Here is a 19,559-nt window from a genome sequence, read left to right as displayed (position 1 = left end):
GACACGCCTCTGCATCACAGAGTGAAACAGAAAAGAAAGGAGCGGGGATGACTTTACAATCCCGGGAATACCATTCACCCGAAGCGCTGCGCGCGATTGTCGCCGGTGTGCTGAACAGTTTTGAGCACCCGACATTGACGAAAAGTCTGACGGCATTAAAAGCGCTGCATCATGTGGCGCAGCTGGATGGCAAGCTGCACATTGAACTGTTAATGCCTTTTGCCTGGGCCAGTGCGTTCGAGACGCTGAAAGAGCAAACCAGCGCTGAGCTGTTGCGACTGACCCACACCCGCGCGATCGACTGGCGGCTGCGTCACGATATCGCCACCCTGAAGCGGGTAAAAAATCAGCCGGGGGTGAATGGCGTAAAAAACATTATTGCCATCAGTTCCGGCAAGGGAGGCGTGGGCAAATCGAGCACGGCGGTGAATCTGGCGCTGGCGCTGGCGGCGGAAGGGGCGCGCGTGGGTCTGCTGGATGCGGATATTTACGGCCCGTCGGTCCCCAATATGCTGGGCACCGAACATGAACGTCCCACCTCGCCGGATGGCACCCATATGGCGCCGATTATGGCGCATGGCCTGGCCACCAACTCTATCGGCTACCTGGTCGATGACGAAAACGCCATGGTGTGGCGCGGGCCCATGGCCAGCAAGGCGCTGATGCAGCTGCTGAATGAAACCCTGTGGCCGGAGCTCGATTATCTGGTACTGGATATGCCGCCGGGCACGGGCGATATTCAGTTAACGCTGGCGCAGAACGTGCCGGTGACCGGCGCGCTGGTGGTCACTACCCCACAGGACATTGCGCTGATTGATGCGCGCAAAGGCATCGTCATGTTCGAAAAAGTGAACGTGCCGGTGCTGGGGATAGTGGAAAACATGAGCATCCACGTTTGCAGTAATTGCGGTTTTCATGAGCCGATTTTTGGTACCGGCGGCGCAGAGCGACTGGCGGCCGATTACGGCACCACGCTGCTGGGCCAGCTGCCGCTGCATATCAATCTGCGGGAAGATCTGGATGATGGCGAACCCACAGTGATCCGTCGTCCGGACAGCGAATTTACCGCGCTCTACCGCCAGCTGGCGGGACGGGTTGCCGCCCGGCTTTACTGGCAGGGCGCGGTCATCCCCGGCGATATCGCCTTCCGCGCCCTTTAGTCGGAAGGGGTTCCGCTGGCGCGCTGAGCCGCCAGCGGAAAGTGCATCAACAGCCAGCCGCCTTGTTCACTCTCTCCTGTTGCTACTGCCTGCCAGCCATGCTTTTTATAAAAACGCTGTGCCGCTTCATTTTTCAACAGGCATTTCAGGGCACCGGTGGCGGTAAAACGGCTCTGCACTACCTCCAGCAGCGCACTGCCCACGCCGCGCCCTTGCCAGGCGGGATCGACATACAGGCTGTGCAAAAAGTTATCGTCAGGCAGCAGCCCGGCGAAGCCGACGCGTTCTCCTTCATGCTCAGCGACGAGGATAATTTCGCCGGGAATAATGCTGTCAAAGTCTTCCAGTTGCCAGTCGCTGCCATCCAGCCACGTCCAGTTAGTGCGACGGGCGGCAAGATAGAGGGTGCGCAGGAAAGGGCGATCTGCTTCAGTAAAAGGACGAATTTGCATCAGCCAGGCTCCGCATCAACAGGGGACACTACAACCTTAGCTGTTATGCGCAATTTTGATAAATTGCATTAACTCCTTGTTTGTCTTGTGTACAATGCCTGTGCCCGGGTCATTTGCTGCTGCTCAGCACGCTTTGATAGCTTTCGTTTATTTAATTGATAATGAATGCGTATTAGAAGTTGGCCCGGAAATTCTGTAATTTGCATCACATCTTTTAACGGAGGCCATCTGATGTCGATTATCAATACCAAAATTAAGCCGTTCAAAAACACCGCTTTTAAAAATGGCGAATTCATCGAAGTAACCGAGAAAGACGTTGAAGGTAAATGGAGTGTTTTCTTCTTTTACCCGGCTGACTTCACTTTCGTTTGCCCGACCGAACTGGGTGACGTTGCTGATCACTATGAAGAATTCCAGAAACTGGGCGTGGATATCTACTCGGTTTCTACTGACACCCACTTTACCCACAAAGCCTGGCACGGTAGCTCTGAAACTATCGCCAAAATTCAGTATGCGATGATCGGCGACCCGACTGGCGCGCTGACCCGTAACTTCGAAATCATGCGTGAAAACGAAGGCCTGGCTGACCGTGGTACTTTCATCGTCGATCCGCAGGGCATCATCCAGGCGATCGAAATTACTGCTGAAGGTATCGGCCGTGATGCATCTGACCTGCTGCGTAAAATTAAAGCAGCTCAGTATGTTGCATCTCATCCGGGTGAAGTTTGCCCGGCGAAATGGAAAGAAGGTGAAGCAACTCTGGCTCCGTCACTGGACCTGGTTGGTAAAATCTGATTTTCCTTTTCTACCGGTAATTCGATCATTCTCACATCGGGTGCTTTGGCACCCGATTTTTTGACCAGGAATCCTCTATGCTCGACACCAATTTAAAAACTCAGCTCAAGGCCTATCTTGAGAAATTAACCAAACCTGTTGAGTTGATTGCCACGCTGGACGACAGTGCGAAATCGGCGGAAATCAAAGATCTGCTGGTCGATATCGCCGGGCTGTCTGATAAGGTCAGCTTCCGCGAAGAGAACGATCGTCCGGTGCGCAAGCCCTCATTTCTGATCACCAATCCTGGTGGCAACAATGGACCGCGTTTTGCCGGTTCTCCGCTGGGCCATGAGTTTACCTCGCTGGTGCTGGCGCTGCTGCAGACCGGTGGTCATCCTTCGAAAGAAGCGCAGAGTCTGCTGGAGCAGGTTGCCGCTCTGGACAGCGACCTTCATTTCGAAACCTATTACTCACTCTCCTGCCACAACTGCCCTGACGTGGTGCAGGCGCTGAACCTGATGGCGATCATCAATCCGCGCATCAGCCACACGGCAATTGATGGCGGCGTGTTCCAGAATGAAATTCAGGAACGCAACGTGATGGGTGTGCCTGCGGTTTACCTGAACGGTAAAGAGTTCGGTCAGGGCCGTATGAGCCTGGCGGAAATCGTCGGTAAAGTGGACACCAACGCAGAAAAACGTGCGGCAGAAGAGCTGAACAAACGCGATGCCTATGAAGTGCTGATCGTCGGCAGCGGCCCGGCGGGCGCAGCGGCGGCCATTTACTCCGCGCGTAAAGGCATCCGTACCGGCCTGATGGGCGAACGTTTCGGTGGTCAGGTACTGGATACCGTTGACATCGAAAACTACATCTCCGTGCCGAAAACCGAAGGTGCGAAGCTGGCAGGTGCACTGCGTGCGCACGTTGACGACTATAACGTGGACGTGATTGAAGCGCAGAGCGCGATCAAACTGATCCCGGCAGCGGTAGAGGGCGGCCTGCATGCGGTAGAAACCGCCAGCGGCGCCGTGCTGAAATCACGCAGTATCATTCTTGCGACCGGCGCACGCTGGCGCAACATGGGCGTCCCGGGTGAAGAAGAGTACCGTACCCGCGGCGTGACCTACTGTCCGCACTGTGACGGCCCGCTGTTTAAAGGCAAACGCGTAGCAGTTATCGGTGGTGGTAACTCTGGTGTTGAAGCGGCTATCGATCTGGCCGGTATCGTTGAGCATGTCACCCTGCTGGAATTTGCCGGTGAAATGCGCGCGGACCAGGTGCTGCAGAACAAACTGCGCAGCCTGCCTAACGTCAACGTGATCCTGAATGCGCAGACCACCGAAGTGAAAGGCGACGGCTCGAAAGTAACGGGCCTGCAGTATGTTGATCGTATTAACCAGAACACCCATGAACTGCCGGTAGCCGGTATTTTCGTACAGATCGGTCTGCTGCCGAACACGCCATGGCTGGAAGGCTCGGTTGAACGCAACAAGATGGGTGAAATCATCATTGATGCGAAATGCGAAACCAGCGTGAAAGGTGTTTTTGCGGCGGGCGACTGTACTACCGTGCCCTACAAACAGATCATCATCGCCAGCGGCGAAGGTGCCAAAGCGTCGCTCAGCGCCTTTGATTATCTGATTCGTACCAAACCTGCAGAATAAAGGTTCTGGTCAAGTCATTCCTCCGCCCCGGGTACTCCCCGGGGTTACGCGCAACGGGTTTCACCTGCTCCGCGTTTCACCGGAAAGGCGAGCATTATTAAAGCAACAAGCAATGTCGTGAAACCACCTTTATTCGGGTGGTTTTTTTGTGCCGGGAACTCAACATGCTCTGCACACTGCCTGAGAAGCAGGTCGACGCCTTTCCGGAAATGTCTGCAGAGGGTGCTCCGGTCGATAGCTATACCGAATTTTCCGCGCTGGTGAGCACTCTATAAAAAATCGAGCCGCAATCTGGCCTTTTGGTCTTTCATATTTTGCTACACGCGTCGCATGCGCAACCAACTTTTTTTAGCTTATAGTTAAGACCAGTAGTAGAAAACTACGCCTCGTCGATAAATGACGATTATGGCGTCTGTCATGGAATTTAAAATCCAGCATTTGCAGGCAGCCGTGGCGCTGGTACTTGCCAGTTTCCAGCCGCAGCCAAAAGCGGTGGCGTGCCAGCCTGCCATTGTAGAGCGGGTTTATGAGATGGCTGCCAGAGTCAACAAAACCGACATCAAAAAACTAACCGCTGCGTTCAACACGCTGGCGGGGGACTGCGCGACAGTCGTGCCGCACTTTTCCATTATGCTGGCAACGATTTTGAAGGTGCGGTCAGAACTGCGAATGAAATCCAGTTTCAGGCTATCCATGCCGCCAGTATTGCTGAACCCTTTGTGCTGATGTTGCCTGAAAAAGAGATTAGTATGTCTTATGACAAAAACTCCGTTGAGTTTGCGTTCGTGAAGGCTATCAAAATGGTCAGCATTGCGACTAAAAACCACCTCAGTCTTATCGACCAGCTTATTCGTAAAACCAATGTGCGCGATGCAAATATCAACCTTTTTGCCATGAACCATTTGTTGGATACAGGCAATAAGGCCGCAACTAAATGGCATTAACGGCTGAATACAGCCAGGTTACGTGAGATGAATTTTTCCAGCCCACCCTGGCCGTTTACCCCGCTCTTCACGAGCAGCTCAAAGCCGGGTTCATCACTTATAAATCAACAGACGCGCCATCAACCTGCCTGGCCGGGATGCGCCTTTTGACTTCCCCCGTTCGCGATTGATGCGAACGTCCAGCATATTCATGTCAATCTGCACTGTCAGCTGACCTGGAACGCCAGGCAAGAAAATGACAAGCGAACCTCTGATCACTATCTCGTCTATATTGAGCACATGTAGGAGAGTGACCGCTTTTTACTGATGGGCCTGATTACACCAGCTCACGAACGCATGCCAGCCAGAGACACCCGGTTGCTCAAATAGTTTTCAGACGTTGCTGAAAATTTACACGCAACTTAAACAAAAAGAAATAAAGTCGCGCACGAAAAGAATGATTTCATAGGGGATAGGTATGGAACCACAATTACTGATAAGGTAAATCGCCACTGAATAACTCAGTATATTTGTGTCTGCGTGATAGCTATATAATCCGGAAAACAGAGAGGGTATTTAATGCGTGCTGTTGCTACAAAAGTAGCATTCAAACCGGCTATGTTCTTTTACCGCAGGCATCAGGATAAGCGCAGATTTTATACTACAGCAAGTCATTTGCCCATACCGACCCACTGAAACAAGGATGGAGCGCCTGAGCTGAGATATTCACGCACCCTGTCCGATAGCCAGCTTAATACGTGCAATGACTTTATCTCTGTACTCCTGATGTCCGCGCATAGCTCTGGGATGAGCTATTCTGAAACAGGTTATATTGCCCGCTTTAAATTCCCACAACTTCCCGGGGGTAACAGAAACAGTTTTATAGCCATTCGGGTGATCATCAAATAAACGTTTAATGACATAATCCGTTCTTCTGGCCCCAGATGCGAATATCACAAAATCCGGTTTAAGATGATAAATTTGTGCCTGCAGCAGACGCAGCGAGACAGAGATTATTTCCTCACGTTCTGTGTGGGGGCGAATCAATGGTGTCTGGCGATCGTAATCCCATGCAAATAAATTAGCATACACTATTGCCTGTGGTGGGATGCTCAATTCCCGCGCCAGCCGGAAATGATATTGTCTGAAACGGCTGCGTGATTTCAGGTTAAGCGTCCCGTCAGTTTTGACTGCAATATGCTGACTGTAGCGGGTTAACGCTTCTTCAACCACATCTTCTACAGTCACATTGGCCACGAGGCCCAGCGCCCGTAATAGGGTATTTTTACCATTCAGGGTATTCCAGCCCGCAGTTTCTCGTCCCACCAGCATGATTTTTATCGGAGAGTGCCAGTATTCTTCAAAGGGAAAGGGCAGAAATACGCCAGAGTATTTATCTTCCTTCAGATCAAACGATTGGGCGTTAAGCCCCTTAAGAATTTGTGTGTAGGCTTTAATCAGCGTTTCCATGCTTTATCTCATTTTGTGATAACAATCTTTTTATATAACTATTTGATGATATTTTTAGTTTTTAAGCAACACTTCACTTTTCTCCGGTTCCCATACAGGTTTAAGCAAGTCCGCCAGTCCTCTGGCATGAAGAAAGCGCTCAGTAAGTTCCCTGTCGCTCTTTTCAACCATTTCATCGTAAATCACTTTTCCCATGGTGCGCGTGGTGTCGGCATTTTCCGGCAGCTGCTCAGCCGCTAACGCTTCTTTCACGCGCTGATCAAAATGATGCTCCATCTCATCCCGGAAGGCATTCATCACTGTGTCGTACAGCGCACCATCAAGCCGTTTAATTACCTCTTTCCAGGGCGTCCACTGGGCGAACCAGCTGGCAAAGTGAGCATCCTGCGCCGCCATCACTTGCGCTGCAGCGCGATTAAGGTCCTCTTTGGTAACCGAGGAAAACTTAAAGAAACGCATGGAGTCGACCCAGTCCTCAAGATGCAACACATCGCGTAACTGCACCTGAAAAGCGAGATAGACCTCAATTTCATCCACGGAACGCAGGGTTTTTACTTTGTCACTGGCAATCTTCGCCAGTTTATCCAGACAAAACATCTGCCGTCCTACGTCGACCAGGGTGGGCAGGTTTTGGTCATACTCGCCGCGCTCTACGTTTTCAACAATCGCGAATTTTTGCATCTCGTTAAAATTCAGCGCAACCCGGTCTTCGCAGGTGGCCGTCGCTTCCTGAGCAAGGGCAAAAGTTTTTTCGCGTAATTCCGCCGAGTCAGCCAGGCGATGCAGCCAGGTTACAACCTTATTTTTGAAACCTGGCGAGGTTTTTGCGCTGATTCCCTCCGCGAGGCGACTCAGGAAGTTGCTGAAGTGATCGGCATTCTCCTCAAGGTTGATGACGCGCCAGAATGTGCGGCTGATTTCCAGCTCCTCCGACGATAGCCAGAGCGCAACCGCCTGATCCAGCGGCAGGTTCACGGCTGCCGTCCCGGTACGCGGCAGCGTAAAACGAATGGTTCCCGGGCCAGACGCATTGGGGTTTTGATTCAGCTCCTGCAGTGACACCAGAGTACGACGGGTGAGGGGATTACCGGAGACATCTACCCAGGTAGTACGGGGCAGGCGAAACAGGGATTCCGGCAGCGTGGTGAGCTGATTATTCTGCATAAACAGGGTTTCCAGCGTCATGGGCAGCTCCGGCAACACCTGCAATGGGTTATTCATTACGGAGATATAAATTATCGCAGGCGGAAAAGCGCCGATTCCGGTCAGCTGATTATCATTTGCACACAACGTGGTCAGAGAAGAAGGCAGCGCAGGCAGCTGACGCAGGCGGTTATTGTTTACGGTTAACGCTTTCAGTCTGACAGGTAAAGGCGGCAATTCTGTCAGCTGGTTGTTACTGACCAGCAGTGATTCCAGTCCTTCCGGCAAGGGCGGCAAACTGCGCAGCTGGTTATAGCCTGCTGATAATTTGATGAGCTTCGGTGAAAGGGCAGCAATATGCCTGATTCTGTTACCGTCGACGGTTAATATTTCCAGATTACCCATATTTTTCGGCAGCTCAACGATGCCGTTATTGGCAGCATAAAAGTATTTTAACGACTTAAAAATATTCTCAGGCAGAAATTCAATTAAGTTCTTATTGACGTTGAGCTTGCGTAAGCGGGAAGGCAATCTTTTCGGGATGCTTCGTATTTTATTATCATGCAGATCCAGAACTTTTATTGTTTCCGGTAGGTTTTTCGGTATCCGCGCGATATTACAGCCGCGCGCCTGTACCTCAACGACGCCCGCAGGCAGGGCGTCAGGTAAGGCTCTCAGATGCACCTGGCCATTCAGAATCAGTTTTTTGCAGGGTGGCAGGAAGGCAGGTAAATCACTCAGCGGACCGACGTTAGCGGCTGAAAGATCCAGCGTGGTGGATGTCGGATCGGTCAGCACTTGCTGGAGCTGCTTCAGCGCCTTATCGCGCCTCGCTATTTCGCCAGCGACCGCTTTATCGCGCCAGGCGCGCCATCTGGCATAACATTTCGCTGCCTCTGATTGCCTGCCGGTTGCGCTGCTTTCTCCGCTGGGGCCGGGCAACTCTTCATCATGCCATTTTCTGGCGGCAGCCCTGGAACCCTTTCCGCCAAGTCCTTGTTCCAGAATCGCTTTCAGGCGTTTTCCTGTTGTGCCGGGTTGAGTGATTCTGACGCTGGCTATCCCGTCTTTCACCTGACTGATAAATTCATATCCCTCAGTGTTAAATTTGATCATTTTATCCAGCAAGATCATTAAGGCGATATTGGCGCTATCTGCAGCGATCTTATGCCATGCCTGTAATCTTTCCTGCGTAGTGTCAGCCTCAAAAGCCTGGGTCAGATGAATGCCCAGCGCTAAAAAAGGGGTCAGCGGATTAGGAATGATATTGGCCGCATCCATATAACGTTCCCACATACCGAGTCTGACTTCCGCATCAGAGGTGATCATGACATCGATATCGGCCAGGGTCTTTGCTTTCAACTGGTTATAATAAGTCTGGAAAAAACCTTTCTGCCGGATGCCCGCGCTCTGGATAGCTATTTTTTTATACAGACCGTGGTCGTTATGAATTTTTTTCAGCCAGCTGTCTACGCCCGACTGGAAAACGCCGTCCTGACGGGCATACAGTCTGAAGTGGGAGGCAATTTGCTCCCGGTGCTGTTGATCAGCACAGTGGTTAACGACCCAGCAACGCATGGCAAACATATCCTGAAAGCTGTTAAACGGGGTCGCAAAGCCGGGCAGATAAAGCGTGACCCGGCCGCTTTTTTTATTGTGAAAGACGAAGGCGTTGTCTGCTTCGTAACCATTAATATCAAAAAATGAGACGTTAATTTCCCGGTCATTGAGGAGCCCGGCACCGTTTAATACGTCCTGAGCATCATCCGGCTCAAGCTCACTCATGCTTAATCCCAGGATAAACTCGATAAAATATTTTTTGATATGGATATCAGGCTGGGAGAAGGCGTCAGCGATGATGTTTTTTGCCTGCTGACAGAAATCGATTTCCCAGACCAGTTTCACAAAATCTGACGGGCGTAATCTGACTTCATTGGTTTCATCATAAACGCTGGCCGGTTTCTCTGTGTCGCGGTAGATACCGCAGGTCGAATCAAGGGAATTAAGATGCTCTTGCGCATCGGGCGGGAAGTTAGTGAACAGATAGCGGGTCAGGGGATTTTTTTCTGCTGGTTCGCCGCGATGCTTCCAGCCGGTGATAGTGGCACTGCTGCTGGTGGCGAAGTCGAAGCGCGCGAAAATCACTTTATCGGGGTCAAGGTCGAGATGAAATTTTTCCTGGATCTTCTCTCGTAATAATCGTGCGGCGATAGTTTTTAAATCGGGCTGACGCGCATAATAAAAATCAAAATAATTTTTGATAGCACTCTTACCCGTTTCAATAAAACTATAGGCTTGTGGTTTATTCACAACGTCATAGTAATCGGGTGAGAGATTCATAATGACGCCATCCTTGTCATAAATCACAATCTGTTCATCACCCATGTGGCCAGCATACTCTTTTCTTTTCACCGGCGCGGCGCTGGCAACCGGCAACAAGAAAGCATCAGCAAACACCGGCATTAGCGCTTCCGGCGTAAAAGAGGGTTCCGGTTGTTGCATCGCGGCATGCAAATCGGCCTGATGCTCTTCCGGGCGCGGCGAGTGCGCGTTGAAGCGATTATCGGCGTGCTGTACCTGCTCTGCTGGCAAGCGTTGCGCCCTGTAACAGATCCCCTGTTCACGCATCTGCTGCAGCTGTGCTGCGCTGAGTTGAAAATCGCAACGCTGTTGCGGCTTCAGTGCCGGTAACGCCGTGGGGAGAATTTCATTACAGGTCCAGGCGGCGCGCTGGATCACTCCTTCTCTGACGGCGGCAGGCATAGTTTCCCTGACGCAATGGTAGTGGGCTGCGCCGTTTTCTGACGGCATCAGACAGGACGGCGGAGCGAACCGGGCCATCCGGCTCAGCTGATTCCAGTAGAAGTTGGCGCGGGTGAATAAATTGCCTATCACCGCCGGTAACTGCAGCCAGCGCCGCTGGGGAGCACTTTCATGGGAGAGCCAGTAGCGGGCGACAATGGCCAGTATGCCCAGCGCGGCAAATACCGGGCTGGCAGTTGCGGAATGCTGGTGCAGAAGCGGGGTAAAACCGGAGGCCTCCGAATAATCCTGTAAGGTTTGCCGGATATAATCCGCCAGCCTGGAGAGGGCATTACCATCGCTCAGCAGCGTCGATGAACATAACCCCAGGCTGTTCAGCAGGGCGATATCGATATTTTTTCTTTCCGTGAAGGCGGTATACAGGCTCTGCGCGGTAAGAATGACTTCGCCAGGTAATCCCGGAATCAGCGTACTCATGGCGCTAAACAGATATTCATTCTGTTTCAGGTCGGCAAAATAACGGATAAGTTGTTTAATACAGCGGCGAATATCATCACTGAGTGGAATCAAATCATCCGCTTTTTCTTCTGGCGTCAAGCCGTTATCCGTTGACTGCCCGACAGCGGCAGCCCATTCCCCGGTAATATTTACCCTGTTGGCCAGATCAAAAGTCATGTTATTCTCTTCATTAACCGCGGCGGGATAATAAATAGTATTATTATAATTTGTGCTGTTTGAGATAATGTCAGGCATGGTAACTCCTTTTACCTTTCAGACCGGAATAATTATTCTGCGGCTATTAATCGGCCAGTAAATTACACTGCACTAAATAATTCATAACTTTCGAATGAATTTAATCAATTTAATAATCTATATGGCTGCGGGCGAGACTTCTATCATATTTCAATCACTGTTTCGGGTCGGGAAGCGTAGTGCACAGGCTTACAGAGCGACAGATGACCGCTTTCACGGAAATAATTTGCCGCTTTTCTCATCGGCATGTTAGCTGCGCCAGGCATAGCCAAAAAAGGGCGGCTTTTAGCGTTTACAAGGCTTTCTGCTGGCATTACTATCCTCACTGGCGGTTAATGACGTACCTTAATCGCAACCAGTTGAATTTTAGCTAAATGACTCGGGGTGCCCTTCTTTGTGAAGGCTGAGAAATACCCGTACCACCTGATCTGGATAATGCCAGCGTAGGGAAGTCAGATGCCTGACCGCATTCGCCTTCTTGATCGCCGGTTGGGAGCTTTATGAGCCATCAACCTTTTTCTCTTCCTGATGCGCATGTTGCCCGTGCGCTCTCTCAGTTCCGTAGCCAGTCGCCGCTGGTGCACTGTATGACCAACGATGTGGTACAAAGCTTTACGGCCAATGTGCTGCTGGCGCTTCACGCCTCACCGGCGATGGTGATCGATGCGGACGAAGCCGCGCAGTTCAGCGCGCTGGCTGATGCCCTGTTAATCAATGTAGGAACCCTGACGCGTGAGCGGCGTGATGCTATGCAGGCTGCGGTAACAGCAGCGGTGGCGGCTGCGACGCCCTGGACACTGGATCCTGTCGCCGTGGGAGCGTTGTCGCTGCGCAGCGCGTTTTGCCGCCAGCTGCTCGACGCCTCACCGGCGGCAATTCGCGGCAACGCCTCAGAAATTCTGGCGCTGGCGCTGAACGCGCAGGGCGGTCGTGGCGTCGACAGCCTGCATCAGGCGGAGGCTGCGCTGACTGCGGCGCAGCAGCTGGCCCTGAATCATCGCACCATCGTAGTGATAACGGGCGAAGTCGATTACATCACCGATGGCGAACGCACATTGCGTGTCAGCGGCGGCAGCCCCCTGATGACGCGAGTGGTGGGCACCGGTTGCGCCCTTTCCGCCGTGGTGGCCGCTTTCGCCAGCTTGTCCGGCGATCGGCTGATAAATATCGCCTGCGCCTGCCGCATCATGGCGCTGGCGGGCGAACAGGCGACGCAGCAGGCGAAGGGGCCGGGCAGTTTCGTTGCGGCCTTTCTGGATGCTCTATGGCAACTGAAGGGTGAGGTAACCGCATGAAACGCATTAATGCCCTGACCATTGCCGGCACCGATCCCAGCGGAGGGGCGGGTATCCAGGCCGATCTGAAAGCTTTTTCCGCGCTGGAGGCCTATGGCACCAGCGTGATTACCGCACTGGTGGCGCAAAATACCTGCGGTGTGCAGCAGGTGTATCGCATTACGCCCGCGTTTGTTGCCGCGCAGCTCGATTCCGTACTGGACGATGTACGCATCGACAGTGCGAAAATCGGCATGCTGGCGGAAGCAGAGATTGTTGAAGTGGTGGCGGAAAAACTGCAGCGTGCCGCACTGCCATTTGTGGTGCTGGATACGGTCATGGTGGCGAAAAGCGGCGATGCGCTGCTCTCTCCGCAGGCGGTCGCCAGCCTGCGTGAACGCTTGTTGCCGCTGGCCTCGCTGATTACGCCGAATTTGCCTGAGGCTGCCGCGTTGCTGGAAACCCGCGTGGCGCAGACGGAGGCGGAGATGCTGGAGCAGGGGCGGGCCTTACTGGCGCTGGGCTGTCAGGCGGTACTGATGAAGGGGGGACATCTCAGCGATGACGAGAGCCCGGACTGGCTGATGACGCCGCAACGTGAGCTGCGTTTCAGCACGCCCCGGGTACATACCCGCCATACCCACGGCACCGGCTGTTCCCTGTCAGCGGCGCTGGCGGCGCTGCGTCCGCGTTATGCTGACTGGGCTGAGACCGTCGCTGAGGCGAAAGCCTGGCTACAGCAGGCGCTGGTGCAGGCAGATACGCTGGAAGTAGGCAGGGGGGTAGGGCCAGTACATCATTTCCACCGCTGGTGGTGAATGAGCATGGCCTGGCTTACTTGCCGGCCCGGGCTTGTGCAGCATCGTCCGTCCGGATTGCCTGCAACCCGGTAGCCCGCAGGGCTAATCCGTCAGGATCGGACGTAGCGAGCAATGCTCATGGACTTTGTGTCCACTCCGCTTGCTGCGCGCTGGACGCGCCCGATCCCGCTGCGCCGCCGACTGCCCTTGGGAGAAGTGCGGCTGGCCTGGCTTACTTGCGGGCTCGGGCTTGTGCAGCATCGTCCGTCCGGGTTGCCTGCAACCCGGTAGTCCGCAGGGCTAATCCGTCAGGATCGAACGTAGCGAGCAATGCTCGTGGACTTTGTGTTCACGTCGCTTGCTGCGCCCGTCTTACTCAAACCAGTCGCTGTTGCGTTCGGCGATCGGGGTAATTGAGAAGATCATCTCCTGCAGATGGCGGCGCATCGCGGCTTCAGCCGCTTCGGCGTCATGGCTGACCAGCGCGGCGTAGATCTCCTCATGCTGTTCAATCAGGTTTTCTGGCGGCGACACCTCGCTCAGGGTCAGAAAGCGCACGCGATCCATGGTGGCCTTGATGTTTTCTACCGTTTCCCACGCCAGCAGGCAGTCGATGCTCTCGGCAATCAGACGGTGAAACTCATCATCCAGCTGCAGAAAGGCCTGACTGTCCTGCCGCTCGGCGGCCAGCTTCTGCAGGCGTAAATTGTGCTCCAGCGCCATCAGGGCTGCGGGCTCCACCTCCAGCGCGGCGCGGCGCACCACAGCCACTTCCACCGCTTCGCGAATAAAACGGCCATCCGCCACGCGGCGGGCAGAAATCTTACGCACGAAGGTGCCGCGCTGTGGCAGAACCTGCACCAGTCCCGCCTCTGCCAGTTTGATAAAAGCCTCGCGTACCGGCTGGCGCGACACGTTAAAACGGGCGGAAACCTCTTTCTCCGAGAGCAGAGAGCCAGGGGAAATAGCACAGGTCACAATATCCCGGCGCAGATAACGATAAATCTGCTGATTTACCGGCTCACTGGTGGTAATAGTGTAGGCGATTGACATACTGCAATATCCGTATAACGGCTGGCCTGTGCCAGCCCGAGGTGGAAGACTAGTCTAATCAGCGCGCCGCGCCAGCGCCAGAAGTTTTGTTAGCGGCCAGGGTGTAGCCGGTCATCACCTGCGCTACGGTGGCGCGCGCACCCTGCTGACACAGCTGTTGATAGAGCTGGCAGAGCCGTGTCACAAAGCGCGGATGCTGCGCCAGATCGTCAGCGAACACCATATTCAGCGCCAGCAAGGCTCGGACACGCGCCTCGCCCTCGGCGCTCTGCGCCACACAGCGCGCCAGTTCCGCCTTTAGCGGATCCTTAATCTCAATCGCCTGGCCTTGCTCATCCCGCGCGCCGACATAACGCATCCAGCCAGCCACACCCAGCAGCAGCAGATCGCAGCAGCTGCCCCGCTGCAGGTGCCAGCGCACGCTGTCGAGCAGACGTTGCGGCAGCTTCTGCGTACCGTCGGAAGCGATCTGATAAGTGCGATGCCGGATGGCACGGTTCTCGTAGCGGGTTATCAGCGAGTCGGCATAGGCGGCAAGATCCACGTCGCGCGTACGCAGGGTGGGGGCCTGTTCCTGCAGCATCAGCGTATGGGCGGCCTGTCTGAACCAGGGGTCGGCCATGCAGTCGCTGATATGCTGATAGCCCGCCAGATACCCCAGATACGCAAGAAAGGAGTGGCTGCCGTTCAGCATGCGCAGCTTCATCTCTTCAAAGGGCAGTACGTCATCCACCAGTTCCGCCCCGGCCTTCTCCCAGGCGGGACGGCCCCGGACAAAGTTATCTTCAATCACCCACTGAAAGAAAGGCTCCGCTTCGACGCCCACCGGGTCCGTGCAGCCCAGCCGCTGGCTCAGCGCGGCAAAAGCCTCATCGCTCATCGCCGGGACGATGCGATCCACCATGGTGGAGGGAAAGCTCAGCTGCTGCTGAATATAGCTGGCCAGCTCCTCATCCTGTAGTGCGGCGAGCTGGATCATCACCTTGCGCGTTACCTGGCCGTTTTCCGGCATATTGTCGCAGGACATCACGCTGAAGGGAGGCAGTCCGCGGGCGCGACGACGCCGGATCGCGGCGAGGATCACTCCCGGCACCGAGCGCGGCGTTTCCGGCTGCTGCAGGTCATGCTGAATATCAGGATGATCGGGATTAAGATTGCCGCTGGCGGGCAGATGGCAGTAGCCTTTCTCCGTTACCGTCAGCGAAACAATCGCCACCTCGGGCTGGCTCATGGCGTCAATGACGGCGTCGATGCCATCGCTTTTACCGTGCAGCGCGGCCGTGATTACGCCAATCACCCGCGTGCTGAGATGATCATCCGCTTTCTCGGTCACGGTATACAGCAGCTGCTGTTCGCGCAGCGCCTGAATCACCTCGCCGCTGTTCAGGTTCACCTCACAATATCCCCAGTCGCTGCCCTGTTCTGCCAGCTTATCGCTGCACAGCGCCTGATGCGCGCGGTGAAAGGCACCAAAGCCGATATGCACCATACGCGTTTTTAACTGACTGCGATCCCAGCGGGGCTGCGCTATCCCGGCGGGAAGGCGCTCAAGCATTAACATAATCTCTCCTTAAGACAAACGGGGCGTCGGACGCCCCGTAAACAGTGGCGACAGGCAGCGGGTCCTCAGATCGACACGGTTTTGCTGTCCGCTTTCGGGCTGCGAATCACAAACAACACCAGCAGCGCGCCCAGTCCGGCAATCACCCCGGCCAGCACAAAGGCGCTGTCAAATTTGCCGGTGTGCTGCACAATAAATCCGGTCACAATTGGCCCGATAATGCCCGAGAGGCTACCGATCAGATGGATAAAGCCACTGATGCTGCCCACGCGGCTTTTATGCACCACATCCTGGATAATTGCCCAGTAGATGGCGCCGGTGATATAGAGGAAAAAAATAGAGATCGACATCATCATCACCGCCGAATTGACCTCTTTTATCGTGCCCGCCAGCGCCACACAAATTGCCGCCGCCAGCAGTGAGACCACCAGCACAATTTTTCGCGACAACAGCAGCTTGCCGGTGATGTTAAAGATCTTGTCGGAGATCCAGCCGCCCAGCGCCAGGCCCACAAAGCCGACAATCCATGGGATCATGGTGGTAATGCTCATCGCTTTGATATCCAGACCGTGCGCCTGCACCAGATAGGCCGGAAACCAGCTCAGGAAGAAGAACAGAATGTAGTTGTAACAGAAGAAGGCGAAGGCGGTGACCAGAATAATCGGCTGACGCAGATAGTAGCCCAGACCGTGCGCCGCGCCTGCGAGATCGGCCTCTTCGCCCGGCTGTTCGGCCTTGAGTTTCTCTACCAGCGCCCGCTCGGCGGCGGAAACGCGTTTGCTTTTCGCCGGGTTATCCGCCGCAACGAAAAACCAGAGCGCCATCCACACCAGGCCAATCAGACAGATAATCACAAAAGCGGGACGCCAGCCATAGGCCAGCGCCAGATAGCCAATAATCGGTCCGGCAACGGCCCCCCCTAATGGCGAACCGGCGCTCAGCAGGCCCATAGCGGTCGCCGCCTGTTTTTTAGGGAACCAGCCGTTAATCGCCTTGTTGGCCGAGGCGCAAATGGGACCTTCAGCCATCCCGAACAGCACGCGCAGTATCAACATCGACCAGAAGCCGGTCGCCAGCGCCGTCATGCCGCAGAACAGCGACCAGAGGGCGACCGCCGTACCCAGCACAAGGGTCGGACCAAACCTGTCGGTGGCGAGGCCGCCGACAAAGTTAAACAGCGCATAGCCAAAAAAGAAGCTGCCGAAGATCATGCCAAACTGCTCGGCATTGATCGCCAGATCTTTTTCTACCAGCGGCAGGGTCAGGGAGAGGGCGACACGATCGAGATAGTTGATCATGTAGACCAGAAATAACAGCAAAACGAGTGTCCAGCGCAGATTCTTAAACATAGAAACTCCGTGTGCTCAGAGGATGAAGCGGCCGTGCGTACGGCCGCCTCATGGTGGCTAGCAGGGTAAACTTATTCCACCTGCAAAATGACTTTGCAGCAGGTACGCGGTGCCTGTTCAAACAGCGTCATGGCGCGTTCAATGTCACTCAGTGGCAGATAGTGCGTGACCAGTTTTTCCGGCTTGATCAGCCCTTTTTCCATCCAGGCGATCACTTGCGGAAAGCGATGGCTGTTCAGGCGCGAGGTAAACAGCGAAAGCTCTTTACTGGTAAGGCTCTGCTGGGTAATCGCCGACGGCTCGCCGGAAAAACCCAGCAGACCGATACGTCCGGCGGGGGAGGCGAGGGCCGCCGCTTCCGCCAGAATCGCCGGATGACAGGCGGCATCGATGATCAGCGTGGGCTGGACTCCTTTCAGCTGGGCAGCCAGCGTCGTGCTGCTGTTGTTAAAGACGCGATCAGCGCCATTCGCCAGCGCCAGATCCAGACGTTCCGGCAGGCGATCCGCCACCAGCACCTGCTGTACGCCATAAACGCCTTTCAGCACCTGAATCACTGTCAGCCCCATCGGACCCGCGCCGTAGACCAGTGCGATATCCTGCTGCTGCGGCTGCAGAAAGGCGGTGATATTCGCGGCAATAGTAAAAGGCTCCACCAGGCTCGCCAGCTTATCGGGGATGGCGGCGGGTAGCCGCCAGGCATTGCGCGCGGGGACACACACATAATGGCTGAAACCGCCGTCGCGATGGACGCCAATCACCTGCAGCGCGCTACAGACGTTGGGACGTCCTACCGAACAGGGGTAGCAGTGGCCGCAGCTGATCACCGGATCGACGGCGACACGCTCACCGAGACGCTCAGCCTCAACCCCGTCGCCCAGCGCATCGATCACCCCGGAAAACTCATGACCTATCACCCGGGGATAACTGGCAAAAGGGTTATGACCGTGCCAGATATGCACATCTGAGCCACAGATGCTGGCGTACTGCACCTTAACGCGTACTTCCCCCGCCGCCGGCTGCGGCAGCGGCGTATCACACAGCAACAGTTCGCCGGGTTGTTGTACCACGACACTTTTCATCCGGCTCTCCTTACCAGTTCCACAGGGTGCCATCTTCCAGCCGCGCCACCGGCAGGTAAGCGGGCTCATAGGGATATTGCGCCGCCAGCTTCTCATTGAAGGTGATGCCGAGGCCGGGTTTGTCGCCCGGATGCATGTAGCCGTTATCAAAGGTCCAGCTGACGTCAAACAGCTCCATCATCTGTTCGGAGTAGCCCATATATTCCTGCACGCCGAAGTTCGGCACCCAGAGATCGAAATGCAGCGCGGCGGCCATGCAGACTGGTGAAAGGTCAGAAGGGCCGTGCGAGCCGGTACGTACCTGATAGAGCGAAGCGAAATCGGCGATGCGGCGCATTCCGGTAATGCCCCCGGCGTGAGTAATGGTGGTACGGATATAATCGATCAGCTGCTCTTCAATCAGCTGCTTGCAATCCCAGATGCTGTTAAAGACTTCGCCCACAGCAATCGGCGTGACGGTATGCTGACGGATCAGGCGGAAGGAGGCCTGATTCTCTGCTGGCGTTGGATCCTCCATCCAGAACAGTCGGTAATCCTCCACGCTTTGGCCAAAGCGCGCCGCTTCGATCGGGGTTAAGCGATGGTGCATATCGTGCAGCAGATGCTGGTCAAAACCGAACTTATCGCGGATAGCGGCAAAGAGTCTGGGGGTAAAATCGAGATACTTTTCGCTGGACCAGAGCTGTTCCTCCGGCCAGTTGCCTTTGGTCGCCGGTTCGTAGGCGAGCCCTTTGCCTTTGGCCATGCCGTAGGTGGTTTTCATGCCCGGTACGCCGCACTGCGCGCGAATCGCTTTGAATCCCATCTCTTTATGTCTGGCGTAATCGTCCATCACCTCATCGATAGTGTGGCCGGTGGTGTGGCAGTAAACCATCACGCCGGTGCGCGACGCTCCGCCCAGCAGCTGATAAAGCGGCATATTGGCAGCTTTGCCTTTGATATCCCACAGCGCCATATCCACTGCGGAGATCGCCGACATGGTGACCGGTCCGCGCCGCCAGTAAGCGCCTTTGTAAAAGTACTGCCAGATATCTTCGATTTGCCGGGCATCACGGCCAATCAGCTGCGGGCAGATATGATCTTTCAGGTAGGAGGCGACCGGCAGTTCGCGACCATTCAGGGTGGCGTCGCCAATGCCGGTCAGGCCGTCATCGGTGGTGATTTTCAGGGTGACAAAGTTTCTGCCCGCACAGGTGATAAACACTTCAGCGTTAACAATTTTCATCTCGAAGGCCTTTCTTACGTAGGGTCGATGACGAAAAAGTACGCTTGTTCATACTACCATACAAGTAATCATGAGAGAGTTGTGAACAGAATCACACTGTGCTGGGGCAG

16 protein-coding genes and 1 riboswitch are annotated in these 19,559 nt (G+C 54.8%); of the genes, 8 read left to right on the top strand and 8 right to left on the bottom strand.

Annotated elements, in window-relative coordinates; all coding sequences use genetic code 11:
• The first annotated feature begins 47 nt into the window (after positions 1-47).
• Positions 48-1,160: an iron-sulfur cluster carrier protein ApbC gene (gene apbC, locus E0E17_RS00490; protein ID WP_130830783.1), complete on the top strand. Its 1,113-nt coding sequence runs from the start codon at positions 48-50 to the stop codon at positions 1,158-1,160.
• On the opposite strand, the gene E0E17_RS00485 is transcribed toward apbC, so the two are convergent.
• The gene (locus E0E17_RS00485) at positions 1,157-1,612 is read right to left on the bottom strand and encodes a GNAT family N-acetyltransferase (RefSeq protein WP_130830782.1); all 456 of its coding nucleotides are present in this window, start codon (positions 1,610-1,612) and stop codon (positions 1,157-1,159) included. The two genes, apbC and E0E17_RS00485, sit on opposite strands and share 4 nt — an antisense overlap.
• Before the next feature lie 231 nt (positions 1,613-1,843).
• Here E0E17_RS00485 and ahpC point away from each other — a divergent pair, with 231 nt between their 5' ends.
• The 5 genes from ahpC to E0E17_RS20570 all read left to right on the top strand — a co-directional run bounded on the left by ahpC (position 1,844) and on the right by E0E17_RS20570 (position 5,282).
• Entirely contained in the window at positions 1,844-2,407 is a 564-nt protein-coding gene (ahpC, locus tag E0E17_RS00480; RefSeq protein WP_130830781.1) for an alkyl hydroperoxide reductase subunit C, read from the top strand.
• A 77-nt stretch (positions 2,408-2,484) separates the two neighbouring features.
• Positions 2,485-4,053, top strand: coding sequence for an alkyl hydroperoxide reductase subunit F (gene ahpF / locus E0E17_RS00475; RefSeq protein ID WP_130830780.1), 1,569 nt, complete (start codon positions 2,485-2,487; stop codon positions 4,051-4,053).
• 417 nt (positions 4,054-4,470) lie between these two features.
• A complete protein-coding gene (locus tag E0E17_RS20375; protein ID WP_237680746.1) occupies positions 4,471-4,779 on the top strand; it encodes a hypothetical protein in 309 nt (102 codons plus the stop codon).
• Positions 4,780-4,802: 23 nt separating this feature from the next.
• Positions 4,803-4,997: a hypothetical protein gene (locus tag E0E17_RS20370; RefSeq protein WP_130830779.1), complete on the top strand. Its 195-nt coding sequence runs from the start codon at positions 4,803-4,805 to the stop codon at positions 4,995-4,997.
• Positions 4,998-5,162: 165 nt separating this feature from the next.
• The gene (locus E0E17_RS20570) at positions 5,163-5,282 is read left to right on the top strand and encodes a type II toxin-antitoxin system YafO family toxin (RefSeq protein ID WP_130835415.1); all 120 of its coding nucleotides are present in this window, start codon (positions 5,163-5,165) and stop codon (positions 5,280-5,282) included.
• Between the two features lie 420 nt (positions 5,283-5,702).
• On the opposite strand, the gene E0E17_RS00455 is transcribed toward E0E17_RS20570, so the two are convergent.
• Positions 5,703-6,446 carry a hypothetical protein gene (locus E0E17_RS00455; RefSeq protein WP_130830778.1) on the bottom strand — a complete coding sequence of 248 codons (744 nt, stop codon included), beginning with the start codon at positions 6,444-6,446 and terminating at the stop codon, positions 5,703-5,705.
• 54 nt (positions 6,447-6,500) lie between these two features.
• Positions 6,501-11,027, bottom strand: coding sequence for an NEL-type E3 ubiquitin ligase domain-containing protein (locus E0E17_RS00450; RefSeq protein ID WP_165446195.1), 4,527 nt, complete (start codon positions 11,025-11,027; stop codon positions 6,501-6,503).
• 448 nt (positions 11,028-11,475) lie between these two features.
• Positions 11,476-11,572, top strand: a riboswitch (TPP riboswitch).
• Positions 11,573-11,605: 33 nt separating this feature from the next.
• On the opposite strand from E0E17_RS00450, the gene thiM reads away from it, so the two are divergent.
• Together thiM and thiD are read left to right on the top strand one after the other, a co-directional pair.
• A complete protein-coding gene (gene thiM / locus E0E17_RS00445; protein ID WP_130830776.1) occupies positions 11,606-12,400 on the top strand; it encodes a hydroxyethylthiazole kinase in 795 nt (264 codons plus the stop codon).
• Positions 12,397-13,197: a bifunctional hydroxymethylpyrimidine kinase/phosphomethylpyrimidine kinase gene (gene thiD, locus E0E17_RS00440; protein WP_130830775.1), complete on the top strand. Its 801-nt coding sequence runs from the start codon at positions 12,397-12,399 to the stop codon at positions 13,195-13,197. Before thiM ends, thiD begins: the two co-directional genes overlap by 4 nt.
• A gap of 354 nt (positions 13,198-13,551) precedes the next feature.
• Here thiD and E0E17_RS00435 read toward each other — a convergent pair whose 3' ends face one another.
• The 5 genes from E0E17_RS00435 to manD all read right to left on the bottom strand — a co-directional run bounded on the left by E0E17_RS00435 (position 13,552) and on the right by manD (position 19,449).
• Positions 13,552-14,232 carry a GntR family transcriptional regulator gene (locus E0E17_RS00435; protein WP_130830774.1) on the bottom strand — a complete coding sequence of 227 codons (681 nt, stop codon included), beginning with the start codon at positions 14,230-14,232 and terminating at the stop codon, positions 13,552-13,554.
• A gap of 58 nt (positions 14,233-14,290) precedes the next feature.
• Positions 14,291-15,793 carry a mannitol dehydrogenase family protein gene (locus tag E0E17_RS00430; protein ID WP_130830773.1) on the bottom strand — a complete coding sequence of 501 codons (1,503 nt, stop codon included), beginning with the start codon at positions 15,791-15,793 and terminating at the stop codon, positions 14,291-14,293.
• A gap of 65 nt (positions 15,794-15,858) precedes the next feature.
• Positions 15,859-17,142, bottom strand: coding sequence for an MFS transporter (locus E0E17_RS00425; protein ID WP_130830772.1), 1,284 nt, complete (start codon positions 17,140-17,142; stop codon positions 15,859-15,861).
• 71 nt (positions 17,143-17,213) lie between these two features.
• A complete protein-coding gene (locus E0E17_RS00420; protein WP_130830771.1) occupies positions 17,214-18,224 on the bottom strand; it encodes a Zn-dependent oxidoreductase in 1,011 nt (336 codons plus the stop codon).
• Between the two features lie 10 nt (positions 18,225-18,234).
• Entirely contained in the window at positions 18,235-19,449 is a 1,215-nt protein-coding gene (gene manD, locus E0E17_RS00415) for a D-mannonate dehydratase ManD (RefSeq protein ID WP_130830770.1), read from the bottom strand.
• Positions 19,450-19,559: the final 110 nt, after the last annotated feature.

Origin of the sequence: [Erwinia] mediterraneensis, assembly GCF_900604315.1 — a bacterium.
Taxonomy (GTDB): Bacteria; Pseudomonadota; Gammaproteobacteria; order Enterobacterales; family Enterobacteriaceae; genus Pantoea; species Pantoea mediterraneensis_A.
This window is presented reverse-complemented; position numbering and strand designations above follow the sequence as displayed.

Bases quoted from the DNA above. Each gene is read 5' to 3' on its own strand.
- apbC (WP_130830783.1), top strand. From the start codon at position 48: ATGACTTTACAATCCCGGGAATACCATTCACCCGAAGCGCTGCGCGCG.
- E0E17_RS00485 (WP_130830782.1), bottom strand. From the start codon at position 1,612: ATGCAAATTCGTCCTTTTACTGAAGCAGATCGCCCTTTCCTGCGCACC.
- ahpC (WP_130830781.1), top strand. From the start codon at position 1,844: ATGTCGATTATCAATACCAAAATTAAGCCGTTCAAAAACACCGCTTTT.
- ahpF (WP_130830780.1), top strand. From the start codon at position 2,485: ATGCTCGACACCAATTTAAAAACTCAGCTCAAGGCCTATCTTGAGAAA.
- E0E17_RS20375 (WP_237680746.1), top strand. From the start codon at position 4,471: ATGGAATTTAAAATCCAGCATTTGCAGGCAGCCGTGGCGCTGGTACTT.
- E0E17_RS20370 (WP_130830779.1), top strand. From the start codon at position 4,803: ATGTCTTATGACAAAAACTCCGTTGAGTTTGCGTTCGTGAAGGCTATC.
- E0E17_RS00455 (WP_130830778.1), bottom strand. From the start codon at position 6,446: ATGGAAACGCTGATTAAAGCCTACACACAAATTCTTAAGGGGCTTAAC.
- E0E17_RS00450 (WP_165446195.1), bottom strand. From the start codon at position 11,027: ATGACTTTTGATCTGGCCAACAGGGTAAATATTACCGGGGAATGGGCT.
- thiM (WP_130830776.1), top strand. From the start codon at position 11,606: ATGAGCCATCAACCTTTTTCTCTTCCTGATGCGCATGTTGCCCGTGCG.
- thiD (WP_130830775.1), top strand. From the start codon at position 12,397: ATGAAACGCATTAATGCCCTGACCATTGCCGGCACCGATCCCAGCGGA.
- E0E17_RS00435 (WP_130830774.1), bottom strand. From the start codon at position 14,232: ATGTCAATCGCCTACACTATTACCACCAGTGAGCCGGTAAATCAGCAG.
- E0E17_RS00430 (WP_130830773.1), bottom strand. From the start codon at position 15,793: ATGTTAATGCTTGAGCGCCTTCCCGCCGGGATAGCGCAGCCCCGCTGG.
- E0E17_RS00425 (WP_130830772.1), bottom strand. From the start codon at position 17,142: ATGTTTAAGAATCTGCGCTGGACACTCGTTTTGCTGTTATTTCTGGTC.
- E0E17_RS00420 (WP_130830771.1), bottom strand. From the start codon at position 18,224: ATGAAAAGTGTCGTGGTACAACAACCCGGCGAACTGTTGCTGTGTGAT.
- manD (WP_130830770.1), bottom strand. From the start codon at position 19,449: ATGAAAATTGTTAACGCTGAAGTGTTTATCACCTGTGCGGGCAGAAAC.